The 15,920-nt window shown below is 66.3% G+C and carries 10 protein-coding genes; 9 read left to right on the plus strand and 1 reads right to left on the minus strand.

Going from position 1 to position 15,920, the window contains the following annotated elements; genetic code table 11:
* Nucleotides 1-1,273 (minus strand): homocysteine S-methyltransferase family protein (locus ON44_RS18465; protein ID WP_040691713.1); only part of this gene is annotated, 1,273 nt, incomplete at its 3' end.
* Between the two features lie 136 nt (nt 1,274-1,409).
* Here ON44_RS18465 and ON44_RS18470 point away from each other — a divergent pair.
* The 9 genes from ON44_RS18470 to ON44_RS18515 all read left to right on the plus strand — a co-directional run.
* A complete protein-coding gene (locus ON44_RS18470; RefSeq protein WP_051182178.1) occupies nt 1,410-2,312 on the plus strand; it encodes a PAC2 family protein in 903 nt (300 codons plus the stop codon).
* 99 nt (nt 2,313-2,411) lie between these two features.
* The gene (locus ON44_RS18475; protein WP_051182177.1) at nt 2,412-5,018 is read left to right on the plus strand and encodes an AMP-binding protein; all 2,607 of its coding nucleotides are present in this window, start codon (nt 2,412-2,414) and stop codon (nt 5,016-5,018) included.
* A 531-nt stretch (nt 5,019-5,549) separates the two neighbouring features.
* A complete protein-coding gene (locus ON44_RS18485; protein ID WP_040691718.1) occupies nt 5,550-6,689 on the plus strand; it encodes an NsdA family TPR-like regulatory protein in 1,140 nt (379 codons plus the stop codon).
* Between the two features lie 47 nt (nt 6,690-6,736).
* A complete protein-coding gene (locus ON44_RS18490) occupies nt 6,737-10,675 on the plus strand; it encodes a CHAT domain-containing protein (protein WP_040691704.1) in 3,939 nt (1,312 codons plus the stop codon).
* A 61-nt stretch (nt 10,676-10,736) separates the two neighbouring features.
* On the plus strand, nt 10,737-10,949 hold the full coding sequence (locus tag ON44_RS18495; RefSeq protein ID WP_040691708.1) for a hypothetical protein: 213 nt from the start codon (nt 10,737-10,739) through the stop codon (nt 10,947-10,949).
* Nucleotides 10,939-11,262 carry a type II toxin-antitoxin system PemK/MazF family toxin gene (locus ON44_RS18500; protein WP_040691710.1) on the plus strand — a complete coding sequence of 108 codons (324 nt, stop codon included), beginning with the start codon at nt 10,939-10,941 and terminating at the stop codon, nt 11,260-11,262. The genes ON44_RS18495 and ON44_RS18500 overlap by 11 nt, the downstream gene beginning before the upstream one ends.
* Before the next feature lie 153 nt (nt 11,263-11,415).
* Nucleotides 11,416-12,903, plus strand: coding sequence for a TIGR02677 family protein (locus ON44_RS18505; protein WP_040691721.1), 1,488 nt, complete (start codon nt 11,416-11,418; stop codon nt 12,901-12,903).
* A complete protein-coding gene (locus ON44_RS18510) occupies nt 12,903-14,318 on the plus strand; it encodes a TIGR02678 family protein (RefSeq protein WP_040691724.1) in 1,416 nt (471 codons plus the stop codon). The genes ON44_RS18505 and ON44_RS18510 overlap by 1 nt, the downstream gene beginning before the upstream one ends.
* A 3-nt stretch (nt 14,319-14,321) precedes the next feature.
* Nucleotides 14,322-15,920, plus strand: a 1,599-nt coding sequence (locus ON44_RS18515; protein ID WP_040691712.1) for an endonuclease, incomplete at its 3' end; no start/stop codon positions are given.

Genomic DNA, 15,920 nt, shown 5'->3' on the forward strand with positions numbered 1-15,920 from the left:
GCATGATCGGCAGGGTCGAGGCGGTCGCCAGTCGCGACGCCAACGCCGACATATCCCTGGTGCCGTCGCGTCCGACGTAGTCGACGCACAGGTCGAGCATATGCGCGCCGTCGCGGGTCTGATCCTTGGCGATATCGAGGCATTTCTGCCAGTCCTCGGCGAGCATGGCCTCGCGGAATGCCTTGGAGCCGTTGGCATTCGTGCGCTCGCCGATCATCAGGACGGAGGCATCCTGTTCGAACGGCACCGCGGTGTACATGCTCGATACGCTCGGCTCGTGCACCGGTTCGCGGCGCGCCTGCAGCGGCGGCAGCGTCGGTTCCACCTCGCGCACCGCCGCGGTGACCTGACGAATATGTTCCGGCGTCGTACCGCAGCAGCCGCCGACCAGCGCGAGCCCGAATTCGGATACGAAGCCGCGCAACGCGATTGCCAGCTCTTCAGGGGTCAGCGGGTACTCCGCGCCGTTCGCGCCGAGCACCGGCAGACCGGCATTCGGCATGACCGACACCGGAACCGTCGCATGCCGGGACAGATGGCGCAGATGTTCGCTCATCTCGGCCGGGCCGGTGGCGCAGTTCAATCCGATCATGTCGATACCGAGCGGCTCCAGCGCGGTGAGCGCCGCGCCGATCTCACTGCCGACCAGCATGGTGCCCGTGGTCTCCACCGTGACGTGGGTGATGATCGGAATCCGCCGGCCGAGCGCGACCATCGCGCGCTGACTTCCGGTCACCGCTGCCTTGACCTGCAGCAGGTCCTGGCAGGTCTCGATCAGGATGGCGTCCGCACCGGCCTCGAGCATGCCGAGCGCGGCCTCGGTGTAAGCATCGCGCAGCGCGGTAAAGGGGGCATGACCCAGTGTCGGCAGTTTGGTGCCCGGTCCCATCGAACCCAGCACGTACCGCGGGGTACCGTCCGCGCTCGGGCCCATCTCGTCGGCGACCTCGCGGGCCAGGCGGGTGCCGCGCTCGGACAGATCGCGAATCCGGTCGGCGATGTCGTAGTCGGCGAGGTTCGGCAGATTGCAGCCGAAGGTATTGGTCTCGACCGCATCCGCACCGGCCTCGAAGTACGCGCGATGGATATTGCGCAGTACATCCGGGCGGGTGTCGTTGAGGATTTCGTTGCAGCCCTCCAGACCACGGAAGTCGTCCAGGGTCAGATCTGCCGCCTGCAACATCGTGCCCATCGCACCGTCGCCGATCACGACACGCCGACGGAGCGTGTCGAGAAGGGTGGTATCGAAGGCGACTGGGCTGGACTCAGACATGTGATCAAGCGTAGTGGGCCGCTACGACATGCCGAACCACCGTACCGGTGTCGGGCGCCACACCTGCCCAGACAGATGAACCGACGGTGCCGCGCCGACTGCGCAAATTCAACGCCCAGTGCTCACACGCCGTAGGCTGACCGGGGTGAACTCCAGTGAATCTCCGGTATCACCCGAGCCGGAACTGCCGACTTTGCGGGATCCTGTGCTGGTCGCCGCCTTCGAAGGCTGGAACGACGCGGGTGATGCGGCAAGTGGTGCCGTCGAGCATCTGGAATTGATCTGGGATGCCGAGCCGCTGGCCGAACTCGACTCCGAGGACTATTACGACTACCAGGTCAATCGGCCGACGGTGCGTCAGGTCGACGGTGTGACCAGGGAAATCCAGTGGCCCTCCACCATGCTCTCGGTCTGCTCGCCGCCCGGTAGCGATCGCGATGTGGTGCTGCTGCGCGGTATCGAACCCAATATGCGCTGGCGCAGCTTCTGCGCGGATCTGCTCGAGTTCATCGAACAACTCGGCGTGCAGACCGTCGTCATACTCGGCGCGCTGCTCGCCGACACCCCGCACACCCGCCCGGTACCGGTGACTGGGTCGGCCTATAGCAAGGAAGCCGCCGAGCGGTTCAGCCTGGAGCAGACCCGCTACGAGGGACCGACCGGTATCACCGGCGTGTTGCAGGATCAGTGTGTGAAGGCGGGCGTACCCGCCGTCTCGTTCTGGGCGGCCGTGCCGCATTACGTCTCGCAGCCGCCGAATCCGAAGGCGACCATCGCGCTGCTGCACCGCGTCGAGGATGTGCTCGATATCGAGGTGCCACTCGGCGAGCTGCCCAAACAGGCCGAGGACTGGGAGACCGCCGTCAACGAGATGACCGTCGGCGACGACGAGATCAGCGAGTACGTGCGCTCGCTCGAGGAACGCGGCGACGCGGCCGTCGATCTCAACGACGCGATGGCCAAGATCGATGGCGACGCGATCGCGGCCGAATTCGAAAAGTACCTGCGCAGGCGGGGTCCGGGCAGCTTCGGGCTGTAATCGATTCGCGCCGTCGCAGTCCAGGTTCGGACAATTCACCGAAAGTTCGCCGTGGGGCCACGCGTAGGTATGGAAAGGCTTGCCATCTAGACTTCCCGGGTGACTATTCACCGGATCGTCGCGCACCTTCGCAATTTCGACGACCGGATCGCCGTCCTCTGCTCTCGATCTCCTTCGGCGGCCGTCACAGCAGCGGAATCGGTGCCGGATGGTTTGGAGCGGATCACCTATGCGCAGCTGGCGGCACGTGTCGAGGAGTACGCGCGGCAGCTCGGAGCGAACCGGCGCCTCGTCGCGCTCGCAGCGCGAAACGATATCGACTCGCTCGTCGCGTATCTCGGCGCGCTGAGCGCGGGCTGTGTCGTGCTGCTCACCGCGGAGATCACCAGAGAATTGCTGGACACCTATGATCCCGATGTTGTGATCGATGCGGGCCCGCCTGATATCCGGCGGGCCCGCTCCGCGCATCGCCTGCATCCGGAGTTGGCGCTGCTGCTGAGTACTTCGGGCTCGACCGGTTCACCGAAGCTGGTGCGATTGTCCGCGGCGAATCTGATGTCGAATGCGGACGCCATTGCCGAATATCTGGCCATCGACGCCGATGATCGCGCCGCGACGACCCTGCCGATGTTCTATTGCTACGGACTTTCGGTGGTGCACAGCCATCTGCTGCGCGGCGCGAGCCTGCTGCTCACCGACCGATCGGTCCTCGACGACGAATTCTGGGTCCAGTTCCGTCGCTCCGGCGCAACATCTTTCGCGGCGGTGCCGTACACGATCGATCTGCTCGAACGCATCGGCTTCGCCGAGATGACGCTGCCGAGCCTGCGCTACATCACCCAGGCGGGCGGCCGCCTGGCACCCGAACGGGTCCGCGACTACGCCCGGCTCGGCAAGCGGGCGGGCTGGGACTTCGTCGTCATGTACGGCCAGACCGAGGCGACCGCGCGAATGGCCTATCTGCCACCGGAATTGGCCGCCGAACATCCGGACTGCATCGGCAAGCCGATTCCCGGCGGCCGATTCACCCTGGAGCCGGTGCCGGATAGCGATGACGAGGAGCTGGTCTATCACGGACCCAATGTGATGCTCGGCTACGCCGACAGCCCACACGATCTCGCCCTCGGCCGCACGGTCGAATCACTGCACACCGGCGATCTGGCCCGGTGCACACCCGGGGGCCTGTACCAGGTGGTCGGCAGGCGCAGCCGGTTCGCCAAGATCTTCGGCCTGCGCATCGATCTGCAACGGCTCGAATCCGGTTTGGCCGCAGCCGGTTTCACGGCGTGCTGTGCCGATGGTGACGACCAGTTGGTCGTCGCCGCCGAATCTCCGGCGGAATCGCTCGCCGCGACCGCCGCCGAACTGGCCGGCCTGCCCACCGCGGCGATTCGCGCCTGCGCGGTCGAGGAAATACCGCGCCTGCCCAATGGCAAGCCCGACTATCCGGCGATCCGCCGACTCGCCGCACCCGAATCCGACCTGCCGCCACGCGATATCCGCGCGCTCTATGCCATTGCCCTCGGCATCGATCCGGCCCGGGTCCGGCCCGACAGCACCTTCGTCGATCTCGGCGGCAACTCGCTGACTTACATCACCACCTCGACCCGCCTCGAGCGTGCACTCGGGCGACTGCCCGCGAACTGGCCGGACCTGACCGTCGCCGAACTCGAGCGAGTTCCAGACGGCCACCGGACATTCGGTCGCACCGTGGACACCCCGACCCTGTTGCGCGCCGCCGGGATCGTCCTGATCGCGGGCTCGCATATCGGCATGTTCGTGCTCTGGGGCGCCGCACATATCCTGCTCGGTGTCGCCGGATTCAACTTCGCCCGCTTCGCGGTCACCATGACTCCGCGCGCCGAACGGCTGCGGCACGCGCTGCACACGGTGGCGCTCATCGCGATTCCGACCGCCGCCTGGGTGGCGCTCACACTGCTGTTCACCGACTATTACAGCTGGCAGAATGTGCTGCTGCTCAACAAGATTCTCGGACCGCGCGACAGCGACACGGCAGGGCACCTGTGGTTCATCGAGGTGCTTGTGCTGTTCATGGTCGTGTCCGCGCTGTTGGTGCGGGTGCCGTTCATCGATGCCGTGCAGCGGCGCGAGCCGTTCTGGTTCGCCATGGGGTTGGTCGGGCTCACTATGGCGTTCCGGCTCTGGTCGTTCGGGCTCTACCCGGCCAAGGATGTGCCGTTCTCGCCGCTGGCCTGCTGGTTCTTCGCTCTCGGCTGGGCGGCCGCGAAGGCTACGGCGATCTGGCAGCGGCTGCTGGTGAGCGTGGTGCTGCTGATCTCGGTGCCCGGCTATTTCGGCATTCCCGATCGGGAGCGGCTGGTGATGTCCGGCCTGCTGTTGCTGATCTGGCTGCCCGCGGTCCGCGTGCCCGCCCTGGTGGCTGGGGTCGCCGCGCTGCTGGCCGACAGCTCGTTATTCGTCTATCTGCTGCATTGGCAGGTCTATCCGCCATTCGGGCAACACCATGTCGCGGCGCTGCTCGCATCCCTCGCGGCCGGTGCGGTCGCGACCTGGCTGGTGGCGAACCTGCGACGCAGGTCAGTCCTGGTGCACAGCTTCTTCGCCAAGAGCCTCGTCTGGAAGCGCACAGCTCTCGATGGTCCACACCTGCGCCGCCGCATCCTGGGCCAGCTTCGCGAGCAGAATGTCTCGCGGAATCGTCTGGCCGGCAAAGTGATCGAGTGACGGCACCACCACGTGATGCGCGTCCGCCCGTTTGAGCTCCTGGGTCAGCTCGGCGAATGCCGTGCCGTCACCGGAGGTCGATTCATGGAATGTTGCGGCGAAGCAGAGCCCTTCCTCGCGGGCGAGGCTGCTCATCGCATCCTCGAGCTCTGCACTGTGGCCATCGGCCAGATCGTCACGCAAGTATCCATAGATCAACGCTTCCACCCGAACCTCCGTTGGATTGGGGATCTCGCTGTTCTCTTATGTGGATCACCCCCGTCGCCGAGGGGTACTGCGCACTTGTAAGAGCAGATGTTCTTGCATCTCGAGCGTGGCAAATCTTCCGCGCCCATATCCATCATGTAGGACGCAAAACTGCGAGTGCAGGTGTCAACCCAGTGACATCTGTATGCCCTATCCGGGCCACTGAGCGTTAACTGATGCGATACTACAGACGTGGCCGCTGGAGACGATCGACCCGTCTGGGCTGTCCGAATGCGCTCCGAACGCGATGCGCGGGGGTGGTCACAAGCCGACGCCGTCCGTGTGATGCGCGCGAAGTCTTCGCACAACCTGCCGACGGACAGTACCCTGCTGCGTAATTGGCGACGCTGGGAGTCGGGTGAGTCGCGTCCGGACGATTTCTATGCCCCTATCATCGCGGCCGCGTTCGATACGGTGACGGCCGCGTTCTTCCCGAAAAATCGTCCCAACCGCGACGATGAACTGCTCTCGGCAACCGGGATGGACACCCTCGAATTCATTGGCAGGCTACGGATGTCCGACGTCTCCACGGCCACACTCGATGCCATCCGGATCACCGCGGAGCGGCTGTGCTGCGAATATCCGTTCGCCGATCCGCACGATTTGCATACCGAGGGCACCTCCTGGTTGCGCCGCATCACCTCGCTGCTGGACGGCCGACTGACTCTGGCGCAGCATCGCGAAATTCTCGTACTGGCCGGTTGGGTCGCACTGCTGGTCGGTTGCGTGGACTACGACCTCGGTCGGCGCACCACCGCGGAAGCCACTCGCCGCGCGGCCTATTCGCTCGGCCAGGAAGCCGAGAATCCCGAGATCACCGGCTGGAGTGCGGAAATGGCGGCCTGGTTCGCACTGACCCAGGGCAACTATCGGGGTGCGATCGAGGCGGTCGACCCGGCGTTGACAACCAGCGGCAAACTCGGCGTCGGCGTCCAGTTATGCGCACAACGTGCGAAGGCCTGGGCCCGCCTGGGTGATCGGCGCGAGGTGGAGGCCTCGCTGAACCAGGGGCGAGCTATTCTCGAGCGACTCGACCATCCGACCAATCTGGACAACCATTTCGTGGTCGATCCGCAGAAGTTCGACTTCTACGCCATGGACTGCTGCCGGGTCGCGGGTGAGGATCCGCTCGCGGAATCCTATGCGCGCGAGGTCATCCGCCACTCGACCCGCGCCGACGGCACGATACGCAATCCGATGCGGGTGTCCGAGGCACATCTGACCCTCGCGGTGGTCGCAGTGCGCGACCGCGATCTGGAGCTCGCGCTGGACGAGGGCATGCGGGCCTTCGCGGGCAAGCGGCGGTCGCTGCCATCGCTGATGTGGATCGCGGGCGAGGCGGCGCGCGAAATCATCGAGCGCTATCCGGGCGATCCGCGCACCCGGGTGTATCTGGATCAGTTGCGGACCTTGTCCTGCGAGTGATCATTTCGGCGTACGTTTGACTCATCGCCGGCGGTAAGGGGTGGGCGATGAATCGGGTTCGCATCATTGTGCGTCGCGATGCGAACGAATCGCTACGCACCACAGTGTTCGAGGCGGGTGCGCCCATCGGTGAACGGATAGCGCCACTGCCTGATCTGGTGGCGTGCGCGTGGGACGCGGTGGGCGGTCAACCGGAAACGGTGCGTCGAGCGGTCGTCCAGATCGGTACCGCACTCCGTGACGCACTGTTCGAACCACACACGACCTGGCAGCTGACGCGACTGGTCGACGGCTCCGATACCGAGGTCGTCTTCGATGTCGACGACGAGACGATGCTGCTCCCCTACGAGATGCTGGTACTCGCCGACGATATGCCCCTGGCCATGCGGCCGACCGTAGCCGTCGCCCGAAGGCATTCGGGTACCGGGCAGCCCACCCCTGTGCTGACACCGGGACCGTTGAAAGTCCTGGCCGCGGTCGCCGCGCCGACCGAGACCCGCACGGCCAATGTGGCATTGGATGTGGAAGCGGAGATGCAGGCGATCCTCGACGCGGTCTCACAGGTGCCGACCGTGGGTGGCGGCGTGCGCATTCTGGAAGTCGCTTCGCTGCAACAGATCACCGCGGCGCTGCGGGCCGAGGAGTTCCACGTGCTACATCTGAGTGCGCACGGGTCGGCGACGATTCTGGAATTGGAGGATGAGGACGGCGATCCGGATGTGGTCGAGGCCGCGGACCTCATTGCCGCGCTGCGTGCTTCGGAGCGGGCACTGCCGCTGGTGGTGTTGTCGAGTTGCGGCGGTGTCGACGGTGGGCCCGCCGGGTTGGCGCGCACGCTGATCAGCGGGGGTGTCGAGCGAGTGCTCGTCATGCAGACGCGGGTGTCGGACCGGTACGCCACACTGTTGGCGAAATCGTTCTACGCCATGCTGTCCGCGCATCCGGCCGGGTCGGTCGCCTTCGCATTGGGACAGGCGCGCCAGGCCCTCGAGCAGGAGCGCCTCGCCGACGGCGCATCGGTTCCGCCCGAATGGTTCGTGCCGACGCTGCTCACCGGCGTCGCTGACCGCCCGCTCTGGCATCCGACGGCGCCGCCACGGCCGCTCGGGCGCCGGACGCAAGCGCCGAGCGGTGCGACGGTGCGTGAGTTGCCGGTCGGATATCTGATCGGTCGTCGTGGGCCGGTGCGCGATATCGTCCGGACGCTCGATTCGTCGCGTGGGCGGCCGGGTGTGGTGATCACCGGGATGGGCGGGCTCGGGAAGACGGCGGTGGCCGGTCGCGTGGCCGCGCGCATGCGCGAGCGCGGCTGGCATATCGCCGAACATGTGGGGCAATGGAATCCGTCCGCATTGTGCGACGCAGTCCGCGCGGCGATCGAGGACGACCCGGCATTGCGCACGGTGTCCGATGCGCTCGCCCGTGACAGCGGGGAGCAGGCACTGAAGCATGTCCATCGGTTGTTGGCGGGGAGCCGAGTGTTATTGCTGTTCGATGATTTCGAGCAGAATCTGACCCGACCGGGCGGTGCCGAATTCCTCGATCCCGGTTTCGCCGAACAGTTTTCACAGTTGTGCCGGGTTGCCGGGACAGGCCGATTGCTGGTCACCTGTCGCTATCCGGTTCCCGGCGATCTCACCGAGGTCGGCCTGACTCCGCTGAGCCCCGCGGAGTTGAAGCGAATGTTCCTGCGGCTGCCACAGATCAGCGGTTTGCGCGTGGACGAGCAGCGGCTGGTCGCGCGGACAATCGGTGGACACCCGCGGCTCATCGAATTCGTCGACGCGTTATTGCGCGGTGGTGACGGCACATTGCGGCCGGTCGGTGAACGGCTACGCCGACTGGCCGACGAACACGCCGTCGATCTCGGCCAGGACCGGACGCTGTCGGAAAGCCTCGACACCGCGGTGGTGCTCGGCACCCGCGACATCCTCGTCGACGCGCTGCTCGACCTACTCGATGCATCCGAACGCGAACTGCTGCTACAGATCTCGCTCTCGCGGACGCCGCTGCGCGATCTGGATATCTCACATGCCCGCTTCGGTGCCCACGCGACGCGGGACCAGCGCCGCGAAGTGATGGCGGCCATCGATACGTTGCTCAGGCTGACGCTGTTGACCACCGACGACGACCGATATCTCGTGCACCCGTGGGTCGCCCAAGCCCTCGACGCCCACCAGGGCACTGATCGCATTCGCCGTCACAACCGAGCCCACGGGATGCGGATGGCCCGAATCTCGGCTGGCTTCCGTGACTTCGACGACTACAGCGAGGCGTGCGGGCATCTCCTCACCGCGGGTCGTTATACGGAACTCACCGAACTCGTCATCCCCTTCTGCCGCGAGTTGGACCAATTGCAGGTCGCCGCCCTGCTCGGCGAGATCATGCCCACACTGCCCACCGAGACTCCCGGCTATCTCGAGCTCGGCGAGCGCGAGGTGCGCGCACTGCGCCGGACCGGGAACCTCGCTGCCGCAACCGATCGCCAGTATGCGCTGGTCGAGGTGCTGCGGGCCCGGGTCCAATCGACCTCGGGCAGTGCCGATGCCCGACGCGCGCTGGTCATCGGGCTGGACACCCTCGGTGAACTCGCCATGCTGGCCGGAAATCTCGGCACGGCGCGCGAGCACTACAGCCGATCCCTGCGCACCGCACGGCATCTCACGAATACCGACCCGCACAACGTCGGTATGCAACAGGTCCTCAGCCGTGCACTGGAGAGCCTCGGCGATATCGCCGTGCGCACCGGCGATCTCACAGCGGCCCTCGCCCACCACACCGAGGCACTGGCCATCCGGCGCTCCCTCGCCGATAACGCCCCCACCCGCGTCGACCTGCGTCGCGACCTCGCCAACGCCTGCACCCGACTCGGCGACTTGGCCGTGCTGACCGCCGATCTCGACGGCGCACATTACCTCTACACCGAATCGCTCACGCTGCACGGCGGTCTCCTCGAATCCGGCCCCGACGCCGCCGAATCCCGGCGCGGCCTGGCGATCGCGCACGGCAAACTCGGTGATCTCGCCATGCGCGCGGGGCACGGCGAGACCGCGAGCAGGCATTACTTCGAAAAGCTGCGCATCAGTGCCGAACTCTCGCTTGCCGATCCGAGCGATACCGAGATCACCCGCGATGTCGCCATCGCCATGCAGCAGATCGGCGACACCTCCTTGCTCTACGAAACGCCCGAGGAAGCGTTCACCTTCTTCACCGAATCCCTCGCCATCCACCGCGAACTCGCCGACAAGGATCCCGGCAATGCCGAGTACCGACGCGATCTCGCCATCGCACTCAACCGATCCGGCGATGTGGCACTGCAGCTCGGCGAACTCACCACGGCCTCGACCCACTACACCCAAGCCCTCGCCATCCACCGCGGATTCGCCGACGCCGACCCTGGCAATGCCCGAAATCAGCGCGACCTCAGTATTTCCCATGACAAACTCGGCGACTTGGCGGTCCGCACCGGCGATTATCTGGCCGCGGACCACCACTACACCCAATCCCTCACCCTCGCAGAACAACTCGCGGCGGCCGACCCCACCAATACCGAAAAGCAGCGCGACCTGAGCATCTCTCACCACCAACTCGCCAGGGTCGCCGCCGCGACCGGCGCCTTCACTCTCGCCTTCCGCCACAACACCGAGGCACTCACCATCGCCCGCCGCTCGGCCACCGCCGACCCGGAGAATCTGCAACTGCACCGCGATGTCGGTCTGATCCTCTGGGCGATCGGGGATGCCGCCGAACGCGAACACGACTACGACACCGCCGTCGAGGTCTACCGCGAGGCCCTCGCGATCGCCAAGGACGTCCTCGAAACCGATCCGGCCAGCCCCCGCGCGCTCCGCGATATGGAATTCGCCTTGACCAACCTGGGTCGCGTGGTCGACATCGTCGACCAGAACCCACTCGGGGCGACCCGCATCGACGCCCTGCTGGAACAGGGGAAGACATTCCTCCGGCGCCTCCTGCCGCCGACGTAATTCCGCAGGTAGTGGCCATCTCTGTACCACTATGTGCGGTATCCGCTGTAAAGTCTGCTGTATGACGGTGCGCCTGAATATCTCGATGGACGACGATCTCGCGGCCCGTCTCCGTGCGGCATCCGACGATAAGTTGAGCGACTACATCTCCAAGGCCGTGCGCAGGCAGTTGCTCGAGGATGAACTCAGGGCATTGCCGGATAGCACCGGGACCGAATGGGTGAAGGACGCCGAGCAGACCGCCGAACAAGTATTGTTCGGCCGTGCCAGCTGAACCCACGCACCAAGGCCAGATTTGGAATCTCGTCAGCCGGATCTCCGGGCGTCGCGCGACGGTGGTGATCGTGGATTCGGATGTGGTGATTCGGCAGCGGCCGATGTTGGTCGCCGCGCCGGTGCGCGAGGCTCGCGAAGTTCCGTCGCGACATCAATTGCTCACCGTCGCAATGCCCGAGAGTTCGCAGGTAATCGCGCTGTACGACATCGCCATCGTGCCGAAGGACAGTCTCACCGAACAGGTCGGTGACCTCACCTCGGAGGTGCTCGAGCAGGTCAAGATCGGGCTGCGGGCCCGATTCGACCTATGAGTCACCGGGTGGCGAACGGGTACAAACCGGACGCGGCCACGCCGAATGGGGGTCGGTCTCGACACCCGCGACCGACCCGCTACTACCCTGTTCCCGGTGACCGACTCCGTTGACGGCCTGCCGTATGCCGCGCCCGCGCTATGGGATGAGCGGTTGCGGCTGTTCTCGTTCGCCACGGCCGAGAAGCGAGCGGAGTATCTATGGGTGCTGCGGGCGTTCGACAGTGCGCGCGCGGCATATGTGGTGTTGCTACACGCCGACGATGTCGCGACCTGGATCGAACGCAGTGCGCCCGATGCACCGCAGCTGACCGGCGCAGAGATCGGGCCGCTGTTGGATCAGCTGCATCAGTGGGGTGTGGTCGAGCGCAGCTATGACGGCACGCGCGCCGCGACGCTCGCGGAATATCGGAATCGGCACTACGTCTATCAGCTGACACAGGCCGGATTCAAGGCATATCGGGCGGTCGCGGGTGTGCTCGAGGCGCGGCTGGACGAGGCGGCGCTGTCGCGACTGGTGCTGCCCGAACTGCTCGCGGATCTCAATACCCTCGCCGAGGCGAATAAGGCCGGTGATGCGGAACGTGTGTACCGGACGCTGCGCCGCCTGGATGCCGCTCTCTCGGATATGGCGGCGCGGGCCGCGCACTTCTACCTCTCGCTCGGCGATATGGTCCGTACCACCGAGATCACCCCGGAGTCGTTCCTGGCGCACAAGGACGCGTTGCTCGCGCATATGCGCGAGTTCAGCATGGATCTGGCACGCTTCGCGCCACGCCTGGCCGCCGCGATCGGTGAGATCGAGGAGACCGGCGTCGAGGAACTCATCGAGCGGGCGGCGCGCTGTGACGAACGGGTGCTGCTGAGTCCGGCCGAGCGGCAAGCGGATTGGCGGGCGCGCTGGCAGGGGCTGCGGACCTGGTTCGTCGCGACGGCCTCCGATATTCCCGGCGAATCGTCCTCCACCGAGGCGGATCGGCTGCGGGAGGCGACCATGAGCGCCATTGCCGCCGTGCTGTCGCTGCTGCGGCGGGTCACCGATTCACGTAAGGGCGGGGTGAGTCGCGAATCGGCGCTGCGGCATCTCGCGGGCTGGTTCACCGCAGCCCCGACCACCGACAGCGCGCATGCGCTCTTCGACGCCGTCTTCGGTCTCGGCAGGCCGCGTCATATTTCCCTGGAACATCCGGATGCGGATCTGATTCCCGCGATCCGCTCCTGGTGGGAGGCACCGCCACTGGAGATCTCGCGCACCCTCGCCGAGACCGGTAGGCCACCGCAGGCCGGTGCCCCCGCCCGAATCCAACGCAATGACGCGGGAATTCGCCGACTCCGCGAGGCGCAGTTGGATGCGCAGCGTGCCCGCGCCGAGGCCGCCAAATCCCTGGCCGCCGCCTCGGTACACGAGCGCGTCCTCGACGAACGGGAGACCGAGGTGCTGCTGCGTCTGCTCGACGCCGCGTCCACGGCCTGGGTTCCGGTGAGCGGCCGTGTCGACGGCACCACCGGCTCGGATAGCGGCGTCACCCTCACCGTCTCCGAACATCCGGGTTCGACGGTGATCCGCACCGCACGCGGGCTACTGCATTTGAACAACCGCCGCCTCGAGGTGAAGCAGTCCACCCGCGGGCGGCGCGCATGATCAACGCCCGCCGCATCGATTCGCTCGCGCTCGACAACTATCAGCGCGCCGCCCGCGTAATCCTCGCCAACCACCTGGTCACCCGGACCTATCCGGACCGGATCGCACTGCCACTGATCCGGCGCTGGGCCACTGAACTCCGCGAGGATCTGGCCGAATTGTTCGGCTACCGACTCGAGGTCACCGAAACGACGGCCCGGGTCTTCCCGGTCGTCGACCGACTCGATTCGGGCAAACCCGCCCGCTCCGTCACCGAGCGCGTCTTCGACCGCCGCCGCTACGCCTATCTGGCCTTGGCGCTGGCAGCGCTCGGCCGCGCCGGCGATCAGATCACATTGTCGGAGTTGGCCGATCAGGTCGCCGCCTATACCGGCCGGGTCGACGGCCTCGAACTGTCACCCGACCGCGCCGCCGACCGCGATGCCTTCGTCGATGCTGTCGGCTGGCTCGCGCATCGGGGTGCGCTCACCCTGGCCGATGGCGATGCGGGTGGCTGGGCCGCCGATCCGGAGGCGGGTGAGGCGCTCTACGACATCGACCGGCCGGTGGTTTTCGCGCTGTTTCGACCGCCGCGCGCGCTGCAGCACCTGCACAGTGTCCGTGGTCTGCTGACCGAGGCCGCGCTCGCGCACGGTCCGGCCGCCGATGCGCAGGCCGCCGATGCGGCGCGGCGGGTGCGGCGCAGTCTCGTGGAGCGTCCGGTGGTGTACGCCGAGGATCTGGCCTACGACGAACGACCGCTGTTGCTGCAGGATCGGGTCGTCGCGGATGTCGAACAGTTCACGGGGCTGCGGGCCGAACGCCGCGCGGAGGGCGTCGCATTGATTGATGTCTCCGGGCGTCTGTCCGATGTCCGTTTTCCGGGCACCGGCACATTGGCGCAGGTGGCGCTGTTGCTGGTCGGTGAGATCGCCGATCGTGTCCTCGATATCGACAATCCGGTCCCGGTGCGTCCGGGCGCACCCGATCCGGCCGTCGCGCTTGCCGAGCAACTCGATGGCGCAATCCCGGAGTCCACCGTATTCGTACCGCTCGCCGATCTCCCTTCGACCGATCCCGAAGTCGTGGAAGAGGTTTCGGATCCCGACGCGGAGGTGATGGCGTATGCGCGTGCGACGTACCCGTTCGTCGAAGCGAGCTGGGTCGGCGAGACCGTGCAGGCGCTGGCCGACCGCTACGGTGTCACCTTCGCCGCGCAGTGGCAGGCGGATGTGCCCGGGCTGGCCAGGGAGGTGACCGCCCTGTTGGAACGGCTGCGGCTGGTCCAGGTAGTCGAGGACGGTCTGATAATTCTGCCCGCACTGGCTCGCTACCGCGGCGCGGTCGTCACCGTCCGTACCAAGCGGGCCGCCGAATTGTTCGTCACCGCCTCCGACACGCTCGGGGCCGACAGCGTTGGTACGGAAGGGATTTAAACAATGTCGCTCATCCATGGCGGAGTGCGCTTCGTCCCGACCCGCGCCGGCATCATCAACCTGTGGGACTACCGCGACCAGGAATACTGTTTCGCCGACGGCAGGCTGGTACTGCGCGGGCCCAATGGTTCCGGTAAGACCAAGGCGCTCGAGGTGCTGTTCCCGTTCGTGCTCGACGGCCGGATCGAACCGCGCAGGCTCAATCCGTTCGCGGGTGAAGAGCGCACCATGAAGTCGAACCTGTTGTACCGCAAGCAGGAGTCCGCGTATTCGTATGTGTGGATGGAGTTCGCGCGCGGTAAATGGGACGATCCCGAGGTCGTCACCATCGGCATCGGTATGCGTGCCACCCGGTCCACGGACAAGGTGACCCGCTGGTACTTTGTCACCGACGGCCGTGCGGGCGTTGACTTTTCACTCATCGGCCCCGACGATCGGCCGCTGACCCGCAAGCAGTTGGCCGAACAGATCGGCACCGACGCCATCGTCGATCGACCGGTCGAGTATCGCAATGCGATCGACGCACGCATGTTCGGTCTCGGCACTCAGCGCTACGACCAGTTGATCAATCTCATCCTCACGCTACGCCGTCCCCAACTCGCGAAGAACCTTGATCCGCGGGGACTTTCGCAGGCGCTCACCGATGGTCTGCGCCCGCTCGACGAGCAGCTGATCCTGGACGCGGCGCGTTCGTTCAGCGATATGGAGGAGGTCGGGCGCACCCTGGAGGGGCTGGTCCACGCCGATACCGCCACCAGGTCGTTCGTCGGCGTATATCGCAAATACCTTGCGGTACAAGCGAAGACCGATGTCGATCAGTTACGGACCCGACTCGATGCGGTGACCCACGCCAGCACCGCCCTGTTCGCCGCCACCGCATTGCGTGAACGTCGCGACGCCGAACGCACCGCCGCCGAGGCGCGCGCCGACGATGCCGACCGCGCCTACGAACAAGCGCTTTCCGACCGGGAAACCCTGCAACGCTCGAGCGCCTATGAGGGCAAACAACAACTCGACGATCTCGCCGACGCGGTGCGCCGCCTGGAGACCTCGGCCGGTGCACACAAGGACAAGGCGCTCAAGGCCCGGCAAACCCTCGATCAGCGCGGCCAGGAAGCAGAGCGCGCCAAAGCGGCCGTACAGAACGCGGCCGCCGCGCTGGCCCGTGGCGAGGACGAATTGCGTGCCGCCGCCGAAGAGGCCGGCATCACCTGGGCCGGATTGGCCGACCAGGCCCGTGGCGATCAGCTGACCGCCGCGGTCCGCGGACATGCCGAGGAACGCGACGCCGACGTGCGCGCGGTCCGCAAGGCGCTCGGCCTGATGGATTCCGCTACGGCCGAACGGAATCGGGCCGAACAGCTCGCCGAGCGGGCTCGGACGCTGCGCGAATCGGCCGCCGCCGAAGTCTCGGCCGCCGAGGCGGCCGTTGTGCTGGCGCGCACCGAAGCCGGTGGCGCTTTGCGCACTTGGTGGGATGCGCATCGAGAGGTGTACTCCCCCATTCAGAAAGGCCTGTTCGAAGCGCTCGACACCGCACTGGCCGATGCGGGCTCCGATGAGGCGGCCGGTGTCGCCGAGGTTTTGGCCGAACGCGCGGAA

The organism is Nocardia vinacea NBRC 16497, from assembly GCF_000308835.1.
Taxonomy (GTDB): Bacteria; Actinomycetota; Actinomycetes; order Mycobacteriales; family Mycobacteriaceae; genus Nocardia; species Nocardia vinacea.

Bases quoted from the DNA above. Each gene is read 5' to 3' on its own strand.
- ON44_RS18485 (WP_040691718.1), top strand. From the start codon at position 5,550: ATGCGCGCGAAGTCTTCGCACAACCTGCCGACGGACAGTACCCTGCTG.
- ON44_RS18495 (WP_040691708.1), top strand. From the start codon at position 10,737: ATGACGGTGCGCCTGAATATCTCGATGGACGACGATCTCGCGGCCCGT.
- ON44_RS18490 (WP_040691704.1), top strand. From the start codon at position 6,737: ATGAATCGGGTTCGCATCATTGTGCGTCGCGATGCGAACGAATCGCTA.